At 29.7% G+C, this 16,082-nt stretch carries 15 protein-coding genes; 1 reads left to right on the plus strand and 14 read right to left on the minus strand.

Annotated elements, in window-relative coordinates; genetic code table 11:
• Positions 1 to 126: 126 nt before the first annotated feature.
• From COL3_RS26095 to COL3_RS26145, 11 genes are all read right to left on the minus strand, one after another.
• Positions 127 to 825, minus strand: coding sequence for a response regulator transcription factor (locus tag COL3_RS26095; RefSeq protein ID WP_008425510.1), 699 nt, complete (start codon positions 823 to 825; stop codon positions 127 to 129).
• Between the two features lie 42 nt (positions 826 to 867).
• Positions 868 to 2,328: a HAMP domain-containing sensor histidine kinase gene (locus COL3_RS26100; RefSeq protein ID WP_008425508.1), complete on the minus strand. Its 1,461-nt coding sequence runs from the start codon at positions 2,326 to 2,328 to the stop codon at positions 868 to 870.
• 131 nt (positions 2,329 to 2,459) lie between these two features.
• Positions 2,460 to 3,197 (minus strand): ABC transporter permease, encoded by a 738-nt coding sequence (locus COL3_RS26105; protein ID WP_008425507.1) that lies wholly within the window; start codon positions 3,195 to 3,197, stop codon positions 2,460 to 2,462.
• Positions 3,194 to 3,910, minus strand: coding sequence for an ATP-binding cassette domain-containing protein (locus COL3_RS26110; protein WP_008425505.1), 717 nt, complete (start codon positions 3,908 to 3,910; stop codon positions 3,194 to 3,196). The genes COL3_RS26105 and COL3_RS26110 overlap by 4 nt, the downstream gene beginning before the upstream one ends.
• Before the next feature lie 138 nt (positions 3,911 to 4,048).
• A complete protein-coding gene (locus COL3_RS26115; protein WP_008425503.1) occupies positions 4,049 to 4,918 on the minus strand; it encodes a hypothetical protein in 870 nt (289 codons plus the stop codon).
• Positions 4,919 to 5,584: 666 nt separating this feature from the next.
• Positions 5,585 to 5,878 (minus strand): hypothetical protein, encoded by a 294-nt coding sequence (locus tag COL3_RS26120; RefSeq protein ID WP_008425501.1) that lies wholly within the window; start codon positions 5,876 to 5,878, stop codon positions 5,585 to 5,587.
• A 1,011-nt stretch (positions 5,879 to 6,889) separates the two neighbouring features.
• Positions 6,890 to 7,717 carry a hypothetical protein gene (locus COL3_RS28470; RefSeq protein ID WP_008425500.1) on the minus strand — a complete coding sequence of 276 codons (828 nt, stop codon included), beginning with the start codon at positions 7,715 to 7,717 and terminating at the stop codon, positions 6,890 to 6,892.
• Between the two features lie 289 nt (positions 7,718 to 8,006).
• Positions 8,007 to 8,444, minus strand: a complete 438-nt coding sequence (locus COL3_RS26130) for an ACT domain-containing protein (RefSeq protein WP_008425498.1) — start codon at positions 8,442 to 8,444, stop codon at positions 8,007 to 8,009.
• Positions 8,444 to 9,340 (minus strand): homoserine kinase, encoded by an 897-nt coding sequence (gene thrB, locus COL3_RS26135; protein ID WP_008425496.1) that lies wholly within the window; start codon positions 9,338 to 9,340, stop codon positions 8,444 to 8,446. Before thrB ends, COL3_RS26130 begins: the two co-directional genes overlap by 1 nt.
• Before the next feature lie 11 nt (positions 9,341 to 9,351).
• Positions 9,352 to 10,809 (minus strand): threonine synthase, encoded by a 1,458-nt coding sequence (gene thrC / locus COL3_RS26140; protein ID WP_008425494.1) that lies wholly within the window; start codon positions 10,807 to 10,809, stop codon positions 9,352 to 9,354.
• A gap of 163 nt (positions 10,810 to 10,972) precedes the next feature.
• Positions 10,973 to 11,911, minus strand: a complete 939-nt coding sequence (locus tag COL3_RS26145; RefSeq protein ID WP_008425493.1) for a hypothetical protein — start codon at positions 11,909 to 11,911, stop codon at positions 10,973 to 10,975.
• 355 nt (positions 11,912 to 12,266) lie between these two features.
• Here COL3_RS26145 and COL3_RS26150 point away from each other — a divergent pair, with 355 nt between their 5' ends.
• Positions 12,267 to 13,241 (plus strand): alpha/beta hydrolase, encoded by a 975-nt coding sequence (locus COL3_RS26150; protein ID WP_008425491.1) that lies wholly within the window; start codon positions 12,267 to 12,269, stop codon positions 13,239 to 13,241.
• Between the two features lie 71 nt (positions 13,242 to 13,312).
• On the opposite strand, the gene COL3_RS26155 is transcribed toward COL3_RS26150, so the two are convergent.
• The 3 genes from COL3_RS26155 to hemL all read right to left on the minus strand — a co-directional run bounded on the left by COL3_RS26155 (position 13,313) and on the right by hemL (position 16,005).
• Positions 13,313 to 13,870, minus strand: coding sequence for a DUF3867 domain-containing protein (locus COL3_RS26155; RefSeq protein ID WP_008425489.1), 558 nt, complete (start codon positions 13,868 to 13,870; stop codon positions 13,313 to 13,315).
• 104 nt (positions 13,871 to 13,974) lie between these two features.
• The gene (locus COL3_RS26160) at positions 13,975 to 14,622 is read right to left on the minus strand and encodes an epoxyqueuosine reductase QueH (RefSeq protein ID WP_008425487.1); all 648 of its coding nucleotides are present in this window, start codon (positions 14,620 to 14,622) and stop codon (positions 13,975 to 13,977) included.
• Between the two features lie 87 nt (positions 14,623 to 14,709).
• A complete protein-coding gene (gene hemL / locus COL3_RS26165) occupies positions 14,710 to 16,005 on the minus strand; it encodes a glutamate-1-semialdehyde 2,1-aminomutase (protein WP_008425486.1) in 1,296 nt (431 codons plus the stop codon).
• Positions 16,006 to 16,082 lie beyond the last annotated feature (77 nt).

Here is a 16,082-nt window from a genome sequence, read left to right on the forward strand (position 1 = left end):
TAAATAAATTTAGTTTATATCTTAAAGAGAAATAAGTCACATACTTCTGTGTAATGTTTCACTAAGAATTTTGTTTGTTCTGATTCTTAGAAACTTGAACAAAAGTGTGTGACTTATTTGGGTAATTTATATTTTAAATCTATAGCCCGCTCCCCATACAGTTTCAATAAATTTAGGATTACTGCTGTCTTCTTCAATCTTTTCTCTTACTCTATTAATATGTACTGTCACAGTTGCAACATCAGCGTAAGAATCCAGTCCCCAAATTCTATCCAAAAGAGTAGTTTTTGAAAATACTATATTAGGATTAGTTGCTAAGAATAATAACAATTCAAATTCCTTATTTGCAAGTTTAACTTCTTTACCATCAACATAAACTCTCCAGGCCTTTGTCAATATCTGTAGCCTACCATAATTGATAGCTCCAAGTTCTAATTCATTATTTTTTTCTATTGATGATAATCTCTCATAACGGGAAAGGTGTGCCTTTACTCTAGCAACAAGCTCACTAGGATCAAAAGGCTTAACAATATAATCATCTGCTCCAAGTCCGAGGCCTCTAATTTTATCTATAGATTCTTTTTTTGCTGTCACCATTAAGATAGGTATTTCCTTATTGCTTCTTATCTCTCTACAAAGCTGAAATCCATCTTTACTTGGAAGCATTAAATCTAACAGAATTAAATCAAAATCCTTGTTTAAGGCTAGCTCTAATCCCATATCCCCATTCCTTGCAATTTCAGTTTCAAAACCATTAATTTCAAGATAATCTTTTTCTAATTCTGCAATAAGTTCATCATCTTCAATAATTAGAATTTTTTTCATTTTCTTCTCTCCTATTATACCTATTTTAGTTATAACAAAACGCTACCAATTTTCAACTTGCTTATCAAATGGTATAGTCATAATAATTGCAAGTCCATCCATATTTTCAGCCTTAATTGTACCGCCATGAGCTTTTACTATATATTCAGAAATAGAAAGACCAAGGCCACTGCCTTCACTAGGGTTAGTCCTCGCTGCATCTTCTCTATAAAAACTAACAAATAGACGCTCAAGGTTCTCTTCACAAACTCCGGGGCCGTCATCTTTTATTATTAAAACAATATTCTCTTCATTTTCATTCACTGTTATGTTTACATTACCATATTCTTTAATTTTATATTTTGCACTATTCTCAAGAATATTAATTAAAACTCTGTTCATTTCTTCTATATCTATATTAATGAAAATATTTTCACCGCAATTATTTTCATAAGACAAATTAAGACCTTTACCTTTGAATTCCTCTGCAGCACTCCTAAAAAAGCTCTCAAAAAAATCATTACTATTAACTCTTTCGAAATGAAATGGAAATTTCCCAGTATCTAATTTAGAAAATAAGAACAACTTATCAACCAGCATATCCATATCACAGGCTTTACCATATATAATATCATGATATTTCTCACGTTTTTCAGGCGTATTAGCGACACCATCCTTTAATCCCTTTACATAACCTTTAATTGTTGTTAAAGGAGTACGTAAATCATGTGATATTCCCGCAACTAATTCCTTTCTATTTTCTTCATACTTTAACTGCATTTCAACAGATTCCTTTAACCTAGTTCTCATTTTATCAAAATCAGCACAAACTTTTGCGAATTCATCATTTCCATTATAATTCATTTTAAAATCAAGATTACCTTCTTCAATTTGACCTGCACCATAACTTAATAACTCCAAAGGTTCTATTAAACTTTTTGCTACCTTAGATGATAATATACCATTAGTGAGTATTATAATAAGCAGAGCTACTATTAGTACAATTCCCATATAGCTGACAAAAAAGGTTCTTACCTCAGTTCTCAAATGATCCTTATTTGTTACATTGTCTGACTTTATGGCAATTATGCTAATGTTCTTATTGTTCTTTATAAAAGTACTTTTAACTAAGCTAACAGAATTAACTTCAAGTGCTATTGAATCTGATGAGGAAAGAATATCACTTTGAAGCTTAGAAATAGCATCTTTATCTTCATCAGTTAAATTTGAAAAGATAGTATCTGAATCCCTTGTTATTAATAAATTATATCCTGTATCTTTAAGGGGCTCTTCAATATGTTTATATTCTTCCTCTTTTATATCATAATTCTTTAGGTTTTTACTATAGGAATTTATTATTTTTTGTACAAAATAAGTCCCATTATCTTCATCAATAACTTTAACCTTTTTTCCATATACCTCTGTAAAACCTTCAAGTACCCCCCCAGCTATAACTACAATTAGTATAGCTGGAACAACCAACATTAAGATATTAGAAATGGCAAGACGTTTTTTTATCATCATATTAAGATACCCCCTAATCTATCTTATAACCGTTCACTTCATATTTTCCCCTATAGAAAATCTATTGGTAAAATCAACTTACCGAAATTAAGAATCTGTGTATCTATATCAAAAACTATTTTCCAGAAAAATTAATATTCCCTTTTTTCAAATAATGCATATGCTCCTGAAAAGAAAAGCAAAGAATATCCTGCAAATAGTCCTATAATTGTTAAAATTGATTTTAATGGCATTTTTGCACCAATAAAAAGTTTATACCAATTCATATATGAGACAAATATTACTGACGATAGCGATGGAAAAATCACTCCAATTAACATAATTATAATATAAATTAGCACTGAAAGCATTAATGAAGAGGTACTGCTTTTTGATAATTGGGATATTAGTATAGATAAAAAAATTGTTGGTATTATTGGCAGTATTGAGGCAGCATATGCTGTAAAAATCTCTGGAATGTCTATTATTTGCGTGCGCCCAAACACTATTCCCATAATGGAACCTATTATAAATGTTATTACCAAAATGCTAACCATGTAGATTAATATAGATATCATTTTTGAAATTAGAATTTCATTTCTGCTTATAGGCCTTGTTATTATAGCTTTAATCGTTCCATTTTCCTGCTCTGCTGCAAACAAATCTGCAACTGCCATAAAAACAATTAACGGAATTAAAACCATAGTTAATATTGATAATATATTTAACGGAAGATTTGATAAGGAAATATTAATGTACCCTTGTGTGTAATTACTTATTAGACCCAAGGCAATAGTCAATACTGCAATAAAAACCAAGAAGCCTCTATACTTACTTCTTTTAAATAATTTTGTACTTTCATTAATTACTCCAACTTTAATTGTATTCATACTTCCTCCCTCCTTACACCAACCTGCTTTAGAAAATATTTTTCTAAGGTTTCACATTCCTGTAGTGCATTTTCCATAGATGATATATTTAATAATTTACCTTCTTTCATTATTCCAACTTTATTACACATTAATTCTATTTCATGGGCAATATGGCTCGAAACAAGAAATGTTACACCAAGCTTTGCCTGCTTAATTATGATTTCCCTAATCTCCACAGTTCCTTCAATATCTAATCCATTAGTGGGTTCATCTAAAATTACTAATTTAGGATTAGATACTAATGCTAGTGCAAGACCTAAGCGTTGTTTCATTCCGAGTGAAAAGTTTTTAACCTTCTCATTTGCATATTTTATTAATCCAGTTTGTGTAAGAATATCATCTATTCTTGGCCATTTTATTTCCGGATAATAATTTACAGCTAATTTTAAATTTTCCCTAGCTGTTAAGTACTCATATATTGCTGGAGCTTCAATAAGACATCCAATTTCTTTCGGGATCTTTTCTAATATATCATTTCCTAATATTTTAACACTGCCTTTATCTGCATAAGATAATCCAGTGATTATTTTCATTGTAGTAGTTTTTCCAGAACCATTTGGACCAAGTAAACCAAAAATATCTCCCTCTTCAATTTCAAAGGATATATTTTCAATTCCACGTCCATTTTTATATTTTTTTGTAAGTTCATTAACTTTAAGTATAGACTCCATGCTAATCCCCCTCTATTTTTAAATTAACTGCCTCAAAAACAAATGAAAGATATGATATAATCATCCGATTTTATATCTTTCTTTTGATTTGCTTTTGAGACAGTTTTAGGCTAGCTACTCTTGTTATGCTTTGTAACTCTATTTATTACGTTGTACCTTATTATCCATAGTTTGTACTTGCTTACCTGTTGTGTCAATAGTATCTGCTTTTGTTGTATTTATATTACTAATTGCTGTATTTACAGATACTTCGAATTCATGTGAAGTACCATTTTCATCTTCTCCAGTAATTACAACTTTTAAATCATTCTCAGATAGTACATTTCCATCAACTTTTGCATTCAAGCTTAGTGATTTAATATCTACATTCTTTAATGTTGGCATACTGGTTAATGCTTGTTTTAATTCATCATTTCCAGCTCCACCTTTGTTACTATTATCCTTTTTACTATTTTGTTCTTCTACAGCAGCTGAAATTGCTAATTTTGCAAGTTCAGGAATTTGTGCGCCTTCAAGATTTACACTAATTGTATCTCCATCTACAACAAATTGTTTTTTAACATCTCCAACTAAAGTATCTACAACCATTTCTCCTAATTTTGCTTTACTTGATGAAGTATCAAATTTTCTATTGTCCTTTGCAAAATTACCTTTACCATTAGTGTCTCTAGAATAATAATTATCCCCATCTTTAATTATAGTCTTACCATCTATTCTGCTTGTTTCGTTATCTTTTGTAACATCGCCAATTTTAACCTCAGTGCTTGAAGAAACATTGCTGCCTTCAAGTTTTTCTACATTAGTTCCAGAAATATCAGTATTTCCATTATCTTTTACTACAAAAGAAGTTGAAATTGTAGCATTTCCAGTAGTAGCCAATTCTTTTACTGCACTTTTGTATGTTTCATATCCTGTTGCACCACTTGCAGATGCTGATACAGTAACTGCAAGTAACATACAACCAGTTAAAGCAGTTATCATTATCGTTTTAATTTTCTTACTTTTCATAGTTTACATCTCCTTTTATTTCTTGCTATCAACTAGTAGAATGTCATTATAATTAATAGCTTACTTGAATTATAAAAGGCATGTGTAATTATTTTATAAATGATATATAAACAATATATAAACACTGGTATATATTGTTTTTCAAATCAATAACTATGTTTAAGTGGTAACTCACTGAAATCATAAATATTTTTGTTCCGAATGGCTATGAAAATATCGCTGAATGTTCTAAGTCGCAGGCTGCATCCACTTTAGCATGCTCCCGCTTTCAGCGTGACAAGCTAAAATGGAACAGCCTACAACTAAGAGCCATTAACAGCTCATTTTCAAATGCATTCTTCACAAAAATATTTATAATTCCTAGTTAAGGTGCCCACTTAAAATTTTATAAATATGCAAATAAATTAATAAAATTATGTTTTTTTGATATATACATTAAATTTATAACCCGACTTATAGATATAATAAACTAAAAGAAAAGCTGGATATGCTGACTAATTATTATTAGATAACAGGGTTTAGAAAGATATGTGTCTATAAATAACAAAAAGTACTAGAGTTTAATTATAAAATTTCTTTTTAAATCTAGTACTTTTTTCTTTATATATTTTAGTGCTATTTAAGCATGTGTTCATAATTATGTTATCCTTTGCTTTCGTTTATATTTTAACAACAACCTCTGCGGCGACGTCTTCTGCAACAGATTCCGAATAGGATTTGTTGTTTTGCTAAGCGAAGTCCAGCCCTTACTCCTAATTGATATCCCTCAGTAGCCCCCAACTGCCTGCCATCTCTACATCCATCATTATAGCCATCATTGTAGCCTTGATTATAACTATCTGCTAATGTATCTTCATAAGCGCTATTTCTTCTGCAACTACGGTTAGGCCTAACATTGGCACCTGCCGTACCTCTATGCCTATCTCTACAAGCTCTTCTTATATCATCTCTATTTGGCATTTGTTTCTCTCCTTTAAATTAATCATAATATATTCCTGATACTATATTATGATAATTTTCTCCATTTGCTATCAATTAAATAAAACATAGTTCGAACTTAAGCGTATACTAACCGAAATCAGATACATATTTGGTTCCGCAGGGCTAGTGAAAATACTCTGGAAGTTTCTAAATGGAGGGTTGTACCCATTTCTGCATGTTCCTAATTTCATTATGACAAGCAAAAATGGAACAACCTTTCATTAAGTGCTTTCAACAGCTCATTTTCACATGCCTGCTCCATATTATCACCCTTGTGGTTACAAATATGTATCTCATTTCTGGTGTAGATGTACGCTTAAGTTCAGTGGATATTTTATAGATTAATATGATCCTTTAATTATTTCCTTACATATTAATTTATTAAGTAAAAGAAAAAGATGCAGTCAACCGCAGACTACATCTTTTTTCTATTTACAAAGGATACTTATGAAGAAAAACTTTTTTACAAGATTTATTATAATTGACCATCCTTAATAGTAGCTGAATAAATATAAAAAAATAAATATAGAATATATTTAAACAAGTCTATTCTAAAATAATACAAATGCAAATTAGCTTTAGTAACCGTTGTTGTTATATATGTTAATTTTGAAATATACTAAAAACTCAACTATAAATCATTTTAGCTTATCATAAGTTTCACCTCAGGAATATGCTAAAATGGTGCAACTTTTAATGTTAGAAGTCCATAACCATTTTCTCTAGTAACCGAAACAACAGAGTAGCCTTTTTGTCGGTAGGTTATATTCAAACCATAGTATTCATGTTATTTTTATATATACAGAAATAGCGAGGGTTTCCTTCGCTATTTCATTCCAATTAAAAAATAAAAGCAAGGGTTAATTAATGGCATTTGTCCTTGCTTTTATTATACACATTATATTGTATTTTTTATGATTTCAAAAAATTTAAGCACGTTTCTAGTACATTTTACTTCAAACTACTTGGTCTTTTATCTCTAATATATAATTATTTTTGAATTTGAACTTCTGAAATTTTTAAATATTGGCCATTTTCAACTGTTAAGTAACCATCTGCTTGAACATTTTCATTTGAAACAATACTATCTAGTTGATGTCTGCTATTTTGAGATACCTCTGTATATCCAATACTACCAGTTAATTTTACTTTGTATTCTCCTGCTGGTATATCTTGCCCAACCTTGTACATTCCATCTTTATATATTCCATCCTTAGGTACTATTGAAGGAGCTTCTGCTACTGGATACATTTCAGCACCAGTCATTTTGAAGTATTCCCCTTCATTTACAGTTACATAGCTGTTACTGCCTGATTTTAAATTATCATTAAATACAATACTGTCTAGTTGTCCTTTGCTATCTTTTGCACATTCAATATAACCCATACTCTTTGCAATAACTAAATATTCACCTGCTGGTATATCTGAACCAACTTTATATGTTCCTGATTTTATTTTCTTGGCGTCCTTTTCTGCTGCTGCCTTAGCTTCTGCATCAGCTTTTGCCTTTGCTTCTTCATCTGCTTTTTGTTTAGCAGCTTCTGCATTTTTTTCTTCTTCTGTTTTTTCTTTTGGTTGTTCTTTTACTGTATTATCTGCCTGAGCTGTTGTCGACTTATCGGTTGTGTTTGATGTTTTAGGCGCAAATATGCCGACTAAAATAAATGCAACAATTAGTCCAATTCCATAATATTTCAATACGCTTTTTCTATTTCTTTTTTCTACTATCCCCCATCTAACAACAATACTTGGTTTTATTAGTCCTATTATTAGACAAACAAAACATACTAAAAATAAAATTATCATTACGTTTTCCATTATTATTCCCCCCTAGTATTTATAATATTATTGTATATTATTTTACATTTTTGTCAAATCAGATAATTACATGATAATATTATAAATAATGTATAAAAATAGCCATTTATAAGTAAATATGATTACTATCTTAATGATGTTAAGTTTTCGTTAATTGCATATTTTCATTATTAAACTGTCTATAATTCCACTAATGACATGATAACCAAATAGAAAAGAGATAGTATATTTAAGTCACCCAACCTAAATACTATCTCTTTTTTATCAATAATTTATATAATCATTAGTGTTATTCCATGCCTATAAATTCAACCTTCTCTACGTTTTTAAGATGCAGTAAGCCCCCTGTTAATGTTTTTATATCCCCATCTACTGTAGAAAGATCTATTGTTATACTTAAGTTTGCATAGCCGTTTAGTGGAATTCCTTGATTTATTGTTAGGATATCTCCACCTTTTTCGGCTATATAATTGCTTATATTTGATAAAACGCCCTTTTCATTTTTTAATATTATATTATAAGTGACTTTGCGTCCTTCTGACGTTTCAGAAAACTCAAATACAAAATCCTTATATTTATAATACACGCTTCTGCTTATTCCTGCTATTTTCACAGCTTCAGTTATTTCTTTTACTTTTCCATCTTTTAATAATTTTTTTGCAAAAAGAACTTTTTCATAAACATCGGGTAAAACCCGCTTATCTATAACCAAGTAATCTCCACTCATTATTTTGTACCTTCTATAATGGTTGCCCCCGCATTATCTAAAGATAACTCTAATATGTCCCATTCCAATCCTTTTATTCTCAAGAATTCTTTAAGCTTATTGCTAAAGCGCTCATCATTTTCGTCGATAATCGCCATAATAGTTGGACCTGCTCCACTTAGGTAACAAGCCAATGCACCTAATTCATAGCTCTTATTATACACCTCTTCAAAACCAGGAATTAATGCACTCCTGTAATTTTGGTGAAAGGCATCTTTACATGCATATTTTATTAATTCATATTTTCCACTACTAAAACAAGCTACCATTAAAGCTGCCCTTGAAACGTTATAAACTCCGTCTTTTAGGCTTATTTCTTTTGGTAAAACACTTCTTGCTTTTTCAGTAGATAATCTAAAATTAGGAATTATGGAAACAAACTTGATTCCACCTTTTACATTTACTTTATCATAGTAAGTCTTGTTTTCATCAACTATTGCAACAACCATGCCCCCAAGTAAGGCTGGTGCAACATTATCTGGATGGCCTTCAATTTCCACAGCCATTTCCAATAACTCATCGTCTGAAAACTTCTTCCCCAAGATTTCGTTAGCTCCTACTAGTCCCCCAACTATACATGTAGAGCTACTTCCAAGACCTCTAGATACTGGTACATCTTGTTTGATTTCACTTATTTCTAATCCTTTTATAGTATAGCCCGCTTTATCAAAACAATGCTTCATTGCCTGATAAATTATATTATTTTCATTACAAAACTCTTCTGGCATTCCATTAAATTTCAAACCATCTTCTATTTCCCTGAATTCAAAATCATTATATAAATTTAATGCTATTCCTAACGAATCAAATCCAGGCCCCATATTTGCCGAGGTAGCCGGTACTCTAACCTTAACCATATTCATTTCCCCTATGAATTTAAGTAAGATAATAGAGCATCTCTCATCTCGCTCTTATCCCAAACTTCATCATGTAGTACTTTAGCAGTTTCCAAAGTACTTAAGCTTGCTGGTATTTTATTATTTGTATTAGTTGATAACTTTTCTAATACTTTAAAATCATCTATTCCTGCCACATCAATATCAAGTGCATTACAAATACTTCTTGGGAATTTGAATGGACTTGCTGTTGAAAGAATTAAAGCTGGTTTGTTATCTTTGGTTTCTGCCACATATTTCTTTTTAACTACATATGCTACAGCTGTATGTGTATCCATTAAATAGTTATCTTTTTCATATATTTCTTTAATAGCATCATATACTTCTTCTGTAGTTGCAAAGTTTCCATAAAATTCTTTTATAAAGTTTTTGATTTTTTCATTAACTTCATAAACACCTTTAGTATTTAGATCTTTCATTAATTCGCTAACTACTGCAGCATCTCTTCCACTTGCTTCAAATAATAATCTTTCAAGATTAGATGAAACAAGTATATCCATTGATGGTGATTCTGTTAAAACAAGTTCTCTCTTCTTATCATATACCCCAGTTTCAAAGAAATCAGTTAAAACTTTATTTTCATTTGATGCACAAATAAATTTATCTATTGGTAATCCCATTTGTTTTGCATAATATCCTGCTAGAATATTACCAAAATTACCTGTTGGAACTACTACATTTATAGCGTCATCTATTTTTATTACTCCTTGATTTACCAAATTGAAATATCCATAAAAATAATACACTATTTGAGGTACAAGTCTTCCAATGTTAATTGAGTTAGCTGATGATAAAATAAAACCTTTTTCAGTTAAATCTGCTCTGAAGTTATCATCCCCAAAGATTTCTTTTACTCCTGTTTGAGCATCATCGAAATTCCCCTTAATTCCAATTACCTTAACATTGTTGCCTTCTTGACTTGACATTTGTCTTTCTTGAATTGCACTAACTCCATTTTTAGGATAATAAACTACAACTTTAAAGCCTTCAACATTTTTAAATCCTTCAAGTGCAGCTTTTCCTGTATCTCCCGACGTTGCTGTAAGAATTGTTATATCTTCTTTAACATCACAGATTTTCTTAGCTCTTTTCATAATTTGTGGTAAAAATAATAGCGCTGCATCTTTAAATGCACATGTTGGCCCATGATATAATTCCAAGAAATTATTTTTAACTTCTACACTAAATCTATTATTGTATGCATCATTAATTGCCCCCATTAATTCTGCATCATCAATATCTGTGAAATACTCATTAATAATTTTGAATGCTAGATTTTCATAGCCGATATTTGTATCTTTCTTTAATTCATCATATACCTTAGGGAATTCATCTGGAACATATAGTCCACCATCTTTTGAAATTCCATTAATTATTGCTTTAGCAGATGCTATATCTTTTTCTAAGCCCCTAGTACTTCTAAATTTCATTTAATCTCACCTCAAAATTGTATTAAATATGAACAACATATTCTTTTGTTATTTACAAAAATAAATATAATTAAACATATTTCATCTGTTATCTATATTATCATGTATTCTCTAGATATACAAGTGTTTTTCTATTAAATACATTATAATTATAATAATTTTTTTACATGTAAATGTTTAAAGGCATAATTTGTATTGCACATTCATTTATCCTTAAATCTGGGCACTCTGGTACAAGAATATCATTACTTCTTAAACACTCTAAAAGAGGAATGCATTTTTCAAAAAACTTTTCAAAAAATTCTTCCTGGCCTGTTTTTCTAAGCAAACTTATTGTATCGCATTCTTCAGTACAAGTTTTAATTACCTTTCCAACTACTTTACAATGACAATTTATATTGTCAAACACACTGTATTGATTATTCATAAAATTATCCTTATTTACAGTTAAGACAACTGTTCCATTACCACTTTTCATTATTAGATCCACAGTATTGTTGTGGGATAAAATACTTTTTATATATGTTAACATTTTTAAAAGTATCGAAAAGTTGATTTTACCTATACAATCCTTAGCTAATGCATCTAAGTATTCAGCTCCAAATATAGTAATTAAGTTTATTAATGTATCAATATATGATATTATCCCTTTGTTAGTTATTGTACCCTCAATTTCAATTAAATCACCTGGGTATATATTATTATTTTCTATATCATCTTCATTTTTACGATGTAAATGGTTATTTTCATTAAAATAGTTCATTAAGTTTCCGTTGAGAACAAATGTAGTATAAGTAGTTTTAACCTGTCTTTCTTCTCTTATACATTGCCGAGCATCAATATCATTATCAACATGATGGTTGAAGAAGTTATTACTGGCATCTAATCTATTTTTATCCCTGAAGCCCTTTCTTTCAATTCTTGAAATGCTTCCTTGATTAGAACTTTCAATCTTATCTCCTTGGTGATATCCTGCTGATATTGTTCTATCAAAGGCTTGGGTCTTCGTTATTGTTTCGATAAAACCAGTTAATACAAGTGAAGATAAATTTCTTACTAAATTTTCATCTAAATAGACAAGTACATCAAAAGACTTATTCATAAATCCTCCTTTCAAAAGGATTAAAAGCAAATTAGCTTATTCTTATATATTATTCATATTCATTTGAATATAAAATATTATTTGAATTATATTTTTACTTTAGAAACCATCATAATATGCTAATATACTAGGATTTTCCCGCACAAATCTTTTTATGGTATAATTTATTGTATAAATTATTGCTAATAAACAAACTCTAGTAGAGTGTTTAGCATAAAGTTAAGATAAAATTTGTAATTATAGAATATTCAATGTATACCTTAGTTCATATATTGATTGTATAATATTCTATTGATTCTATAAGAAAGGAGATAAGCCTAATTAATACAATTTTTATCATTAGGCACATATTTTAATGAAGAAATTTTTTAAAATGTTTTTTCTGATTTTATTCATTGCAATTATTATTTTAACTGTAGTATTCCGTAAAAGGATTATGCTCTCCTATAGAATAGCTGAAAAATATATTTCTTTAAAAAGTCGCGCTTGGCCAACACAAGAATTGGATGTAGAAAAATCGTCAAGTTCTATGAATTATAAAGATGTAATTTATAAAAATACTAATGGAGTTCCTCTAACATTAGATATTTATGGTCCTAAAAATAAGGTTTATAAGTCCTCACCCGTAATTCTATATGTCCACGGTGGCAGCTGGGTTTACGGTGATAAAAGCATTCCTGAGGCTTTAAGCCCTATACTAGATACATTTAGAGATCAAGGCTATACAATTATAAGCACTTCATATGAACTTATGAGGAGTAAAGAAAATTTCAATAAACAAATTTCAGATGTAAAGGATACAATCAGATGGATATATAAGAACGAATCTACTTATAATTTTGACACAAATGAGATAGGAGTTTTAGGTGTTTCTTCTGGAGCTCATCTTGCACTTATGGCAAGCTATAGCAATGAAAATGAATTTACGGATGATTTAGCTTTAAGCAAATATTCATCTAAAGTTAAATATTTAATTGATTTTGCTGGCCCAACAGACTTGAGCCTTTTGAATACTACAAATTTAAATTACGATTTAACTAAGGTTTTTGCATCAATTTCAAATAAGGAAGATGTAATAAAAAAATATAATCCCATAAACTATGTAAAAAAATCAGATCCTAATACATTAATAATTCATAGTTATTTAGATGATGTTGTTCCATATGAAAGTTCAAAAAAGCTTTATAATAAATGCATTGAAATAGGTGCTAAAGCTGATTTGATTACCTTAAACAGCACTGCTCATGATTTATCGAGTATTTCAAATATTGATGTGACATCTCTTTCTGAAGGATTATTAAAATTTGTGATTTTTAACTCTCCCTTATAATACATGATCAAAAAATGCAACACAAAATCTAAATTTTAGATTATTGTGTTGCATTAAATGGTTTATCTATATTAGTATTGGTAGCTCTTTATATTTTCACATAATACTATATTTATTTTTTTATCCTCAAGTACCTTTTTATAAGAGCATAAAAATTCATTTAACTCATTATCATTTAAATCTATATTCTTTTCACTAACTAAAAATACCTCTTCATTTTCTAAAAGTATTTTAAGATCATTTTTTTCATTTTTTATAAAATACTCAGACATAGATTTATTAGTTATTCTACTTTTATATTTTTCTTGAAAACTTATAGACTTTTTTATACTTCCATAGTCCATCTTTGAATTACTCATACCAAGTCCCGGAATATTAAATTGACCTTCTAGCATAGCTGGATCTATACCATATCTTTCTAAGAATTTCTTTTGAATACTTATAAGCTTATCTTGTGATATATTATTTTCTTCCATATAAGCAAATATATCCTTCGAAAAGTCTGTCATATTCATTTTTCCTTCAGCTAATTTGTAATACATAGAATAAATATAATCCTCAAATTTATCTATATCTTTATCTTTAACTTTATTTTTTAATTCATTAAAGTCTATAATTTTATCAGACATATTAATCCTCTCCTTTATACTATTATATAATAACAAGTATTTATCTGTTGTAAATTTTTTATTACATCGTAAAAAAGGTACTAATATATTCGAGAAATTCTAAATTATTTCTGCTGAATTATTTGATCTTCAGAATTCATTCGTTCATTTTTAGAAAATACACATCCACAATAATCCTGCCTATAAAGATTATATTTCTTTGAAAGCTCTATGGAACGTTTATATCCTTCCTTCTTCTTAAAGTCTGAGTATAAATATTTTACATTATATTCTTCACTTAACTTTTTGCCAATTTCATTTAGCTTTTGTGAATCTTTATGAGGACTTATAGATAAAGTTGTAGTGAAATACTCAAAGCCTTTAGACTTAGCTATGACAGCAGCTTCTTTAAGTCTTAGCTCATAACACTTAAAACATCTTTCACCGCCTTCTTTTTCTTTTTCTAATCCCTTTGATATTTCGTAAAAATCTTCTGTATCATATCTTCCCTCAATAAAGTTAATTTCATGTTTAACCTTAAGTTCTGAAATAAGTCCCTTTTGCTCTGCCACTCTCCTAGAGTATTCTTCAACTGGATATATGTTAGGATTATAAAAGAAAATTGTTATACTAAAATATTGAGATAAATATTCTAGTACATAACTGCTGCAAGGAGCACAACAGCTGTGAAGTAACAAAGATGGCACTTTCTCTTCATAAACTAATTTTTCTATTAAGGAATCCAATTCCTTTTGATAATTAATTTTGTTCATTCTTATAGTCATTCCTTTTATAGGTTTATTGTTTTATTATTATATAATTGTATTTTAAACTAAAAATCAGCTTTTTTCATCTATAACTTATAACTTGTTACCGCTTTCCTCAACAGCAAATTCTTCAAAGGCCTTAAGAAAAGTATGAATATGACTTTCTTCATGTTTTACACTTAAGAATAATGCTTCAAATTGTGATGGCGGTATGTTTATACCGTTCTTAAGCATATGTTCAAAATATCTATTAAACAGTTCTACATTACATGTTTTTACATCCTCATAGGTTCTGACTTCTTTTAAATCTGTAAAGAAAATTGTCATCATTCCTCCAACTCTGTTCATTACTACTGGAAGATTGTGTTTTTGTGATATTTTAAGTATTCCCTCTTGAAGCATAGTTCCTATCTTTTCAATATGTTCATAATAATCTAGATTATTTTTGAGTTTAGTTAAGGTTGCTAGTCCTGCTGCCATAACTATAGGATTTCCTGACATAGTTCCAGCCTGATAAACTCCGCCTAGAGGTGCTAACTTTTCCATTATTTCTTTTCTTCCTCCATAAGCACCACATGGAAGTCCTCCACCCATGATCTTTGCATATGTAACTAAATCTGGTTTTACATTAAATAGAGATTGCGCTCCTTTAAATGCTACTCTAAAGCCATTCATTACTTCATCAAAAATTAAAAGTGCACCGTATTCATTACATAGCTCCCGCAGAGTTTCCACAAAATCATCTTCAGCTTTTATTACTCCCATATTTCCAGCTACAGGTTCAATAATAACGCCTGCAATTTCATTGCCATATTTCTTAAACAGCTCTGTAATTTGATTTTTATCGTTATAAATTCCTATTAAAGTATTTTCAATACTTTCATTTGGAACCCCAAGAGAACCTGGAATCCCTCCTGTAATCACACCCGAACCTGCTTCGATTAGAAATCCATCAAAATGTCCATGATAGCATCCTGCAAACTTTACTATCTTCTTTCTATTAGTATATCCTCTAGCAAGCTTTACAGCACTCATGGTAGCTTCAGTACCTGAATTAACCATTCTTATCATTTCAACATTGTCTAAATTTGTACACATAAACTTAGCTAAATCAAGTTCAAGTTTAGTTGGAGCTCCAAAAGCTAAAGCTTCAGAACTTGTTTTTTGAATAGCACTTACAACATCTTCATCACAATGTCCAAGGATTAGCGGTCCCCAAGCCAGCACAAAGTCTATATATTCATTATCTTCTTCATCTTTAATTATTACGCCTTTTCCAGACTTTATAATTGGAGGATTTAAATTTACTCCTCTAAAAGCCCTAACCGGACTATTAACTCCACCAGGCATATACTTTTCTGATTCTCTAAATATATCTATGTTATTCATCTTAATTCCTCCTTAGCCCGCAGAACAAAGTGGCTGCGCCACGTTTTATTAGTAATGAATAGCGAATGATGAATAAT

It is taken from the genome of Clostridium sp. LS, assembly GCF_002760435.1.
GTDB lineage: Bacteria > Bacillota > Clostridia > Clostridiales > Clostridiaceae > Clostridium.

Bases quoted from the DNA above. Each gene is read 5' to 3' on its own strand.
- hemL (WP_008425486.1), bottom strand. From the start codon at position 16,005: ATGAATAACATAGATATATTTAGAGAATCAGAAAAGTATATGCCTGGT.
- thrB (WP_008425496.1), bottom strand. From the start codon at position 9,340: ATGGTTAAGGTTAGAGTACCGGCTACCTCGGCAAATATGGGGCCTGGA.
- COL3_RS26145 (WP_008425493.1), bottom strand. From the start codon at position 11,911: ATGAATAAGTCTTTTGATGTACTTGTCTATTTAGATGAAAATTTAGTA.
- COL3_RS26110 (WP_008425505.1), bottom strand. From the start codon at position 3,910: ATGGAGTCTATACTTAAAGTTAATGAACTTACAAAAAAATATAAAAAT.
- COL3_RS28470 (WP_008425500.1), bottom strand. From the start codon at position 7,717: ATGGAAAACGTAATGATAATTTTATTTTTAGTATGTTTTGTTTGTCTA.
- COL3_RS26160 (WP_008425487.1), bottom strand. From the start codon at position 14,622: ATGAACAAAATTAATTATCAAAAGGAATTGGATTCCTTAATAGAAAAA.
- COL3_RS26115 (WP_008425503.1), bottom strand. From the start codon at position 4,918: ATGAAAAGTAAGAAAATTAAAACGATAATGATAACTGCTTTAACTGGT.
- COL3_RS26105 (WP_008425507.1), bottom strand. From the start codon at position 3,197: ATGAATACAATTAAAGTTGGAGTAATTAATGAAAGTACAAAATTATTT.
- COL3_RS26130 (WP_008425498.1), bottom strand. From the start codon at position 8,444: ATGAGTGGAGATTACTTGGTTATAGATAAGCGGGTTTTACCCGATGTT.
- COL3_RS26100 (WP_008425508.1), bottom strand. From the start codon at position 2,328: ATGATGATAAAAAAACGTCTTGCCATTTCTAATATCTTAATGTTGGTT.
- COL3_RS26120 (WP_008425501.1), bottom strand. From the start codon at position 5,878: ATGCCAAATAGAGATGATATAAGAAGAGCTTGTAGAGATAGGCATAGA.
- COL3_RS26155 (WP_008425489.1), bottom strand. From the start codon at position 13,870: ATGTCTGATAAAATTATAGACTTTAATGAATTAAAAAATAAAGTTAAA.
- thrC (WP_008425494.1), bottom strand. From the start codon at position 10,809: ATGAAATTTAGAAGTACTAGGGGCTTAGAAAAAGATATAGCATCTGCT.
- COL3_RS26095 (WP_008425510.1), bottom strand. From the start codon at position 825: ATGAAAAAAATTCTAATTATTGAAGATGATGAACTTATTGCAGAATTA.
- COL3_RS26150 (WP_008425491.1), top strand. From the start codon at position 12,267: ATGAAGAAATTTTTTAAAATGTTTTTTCTGATTTTATTCATTGCAATT.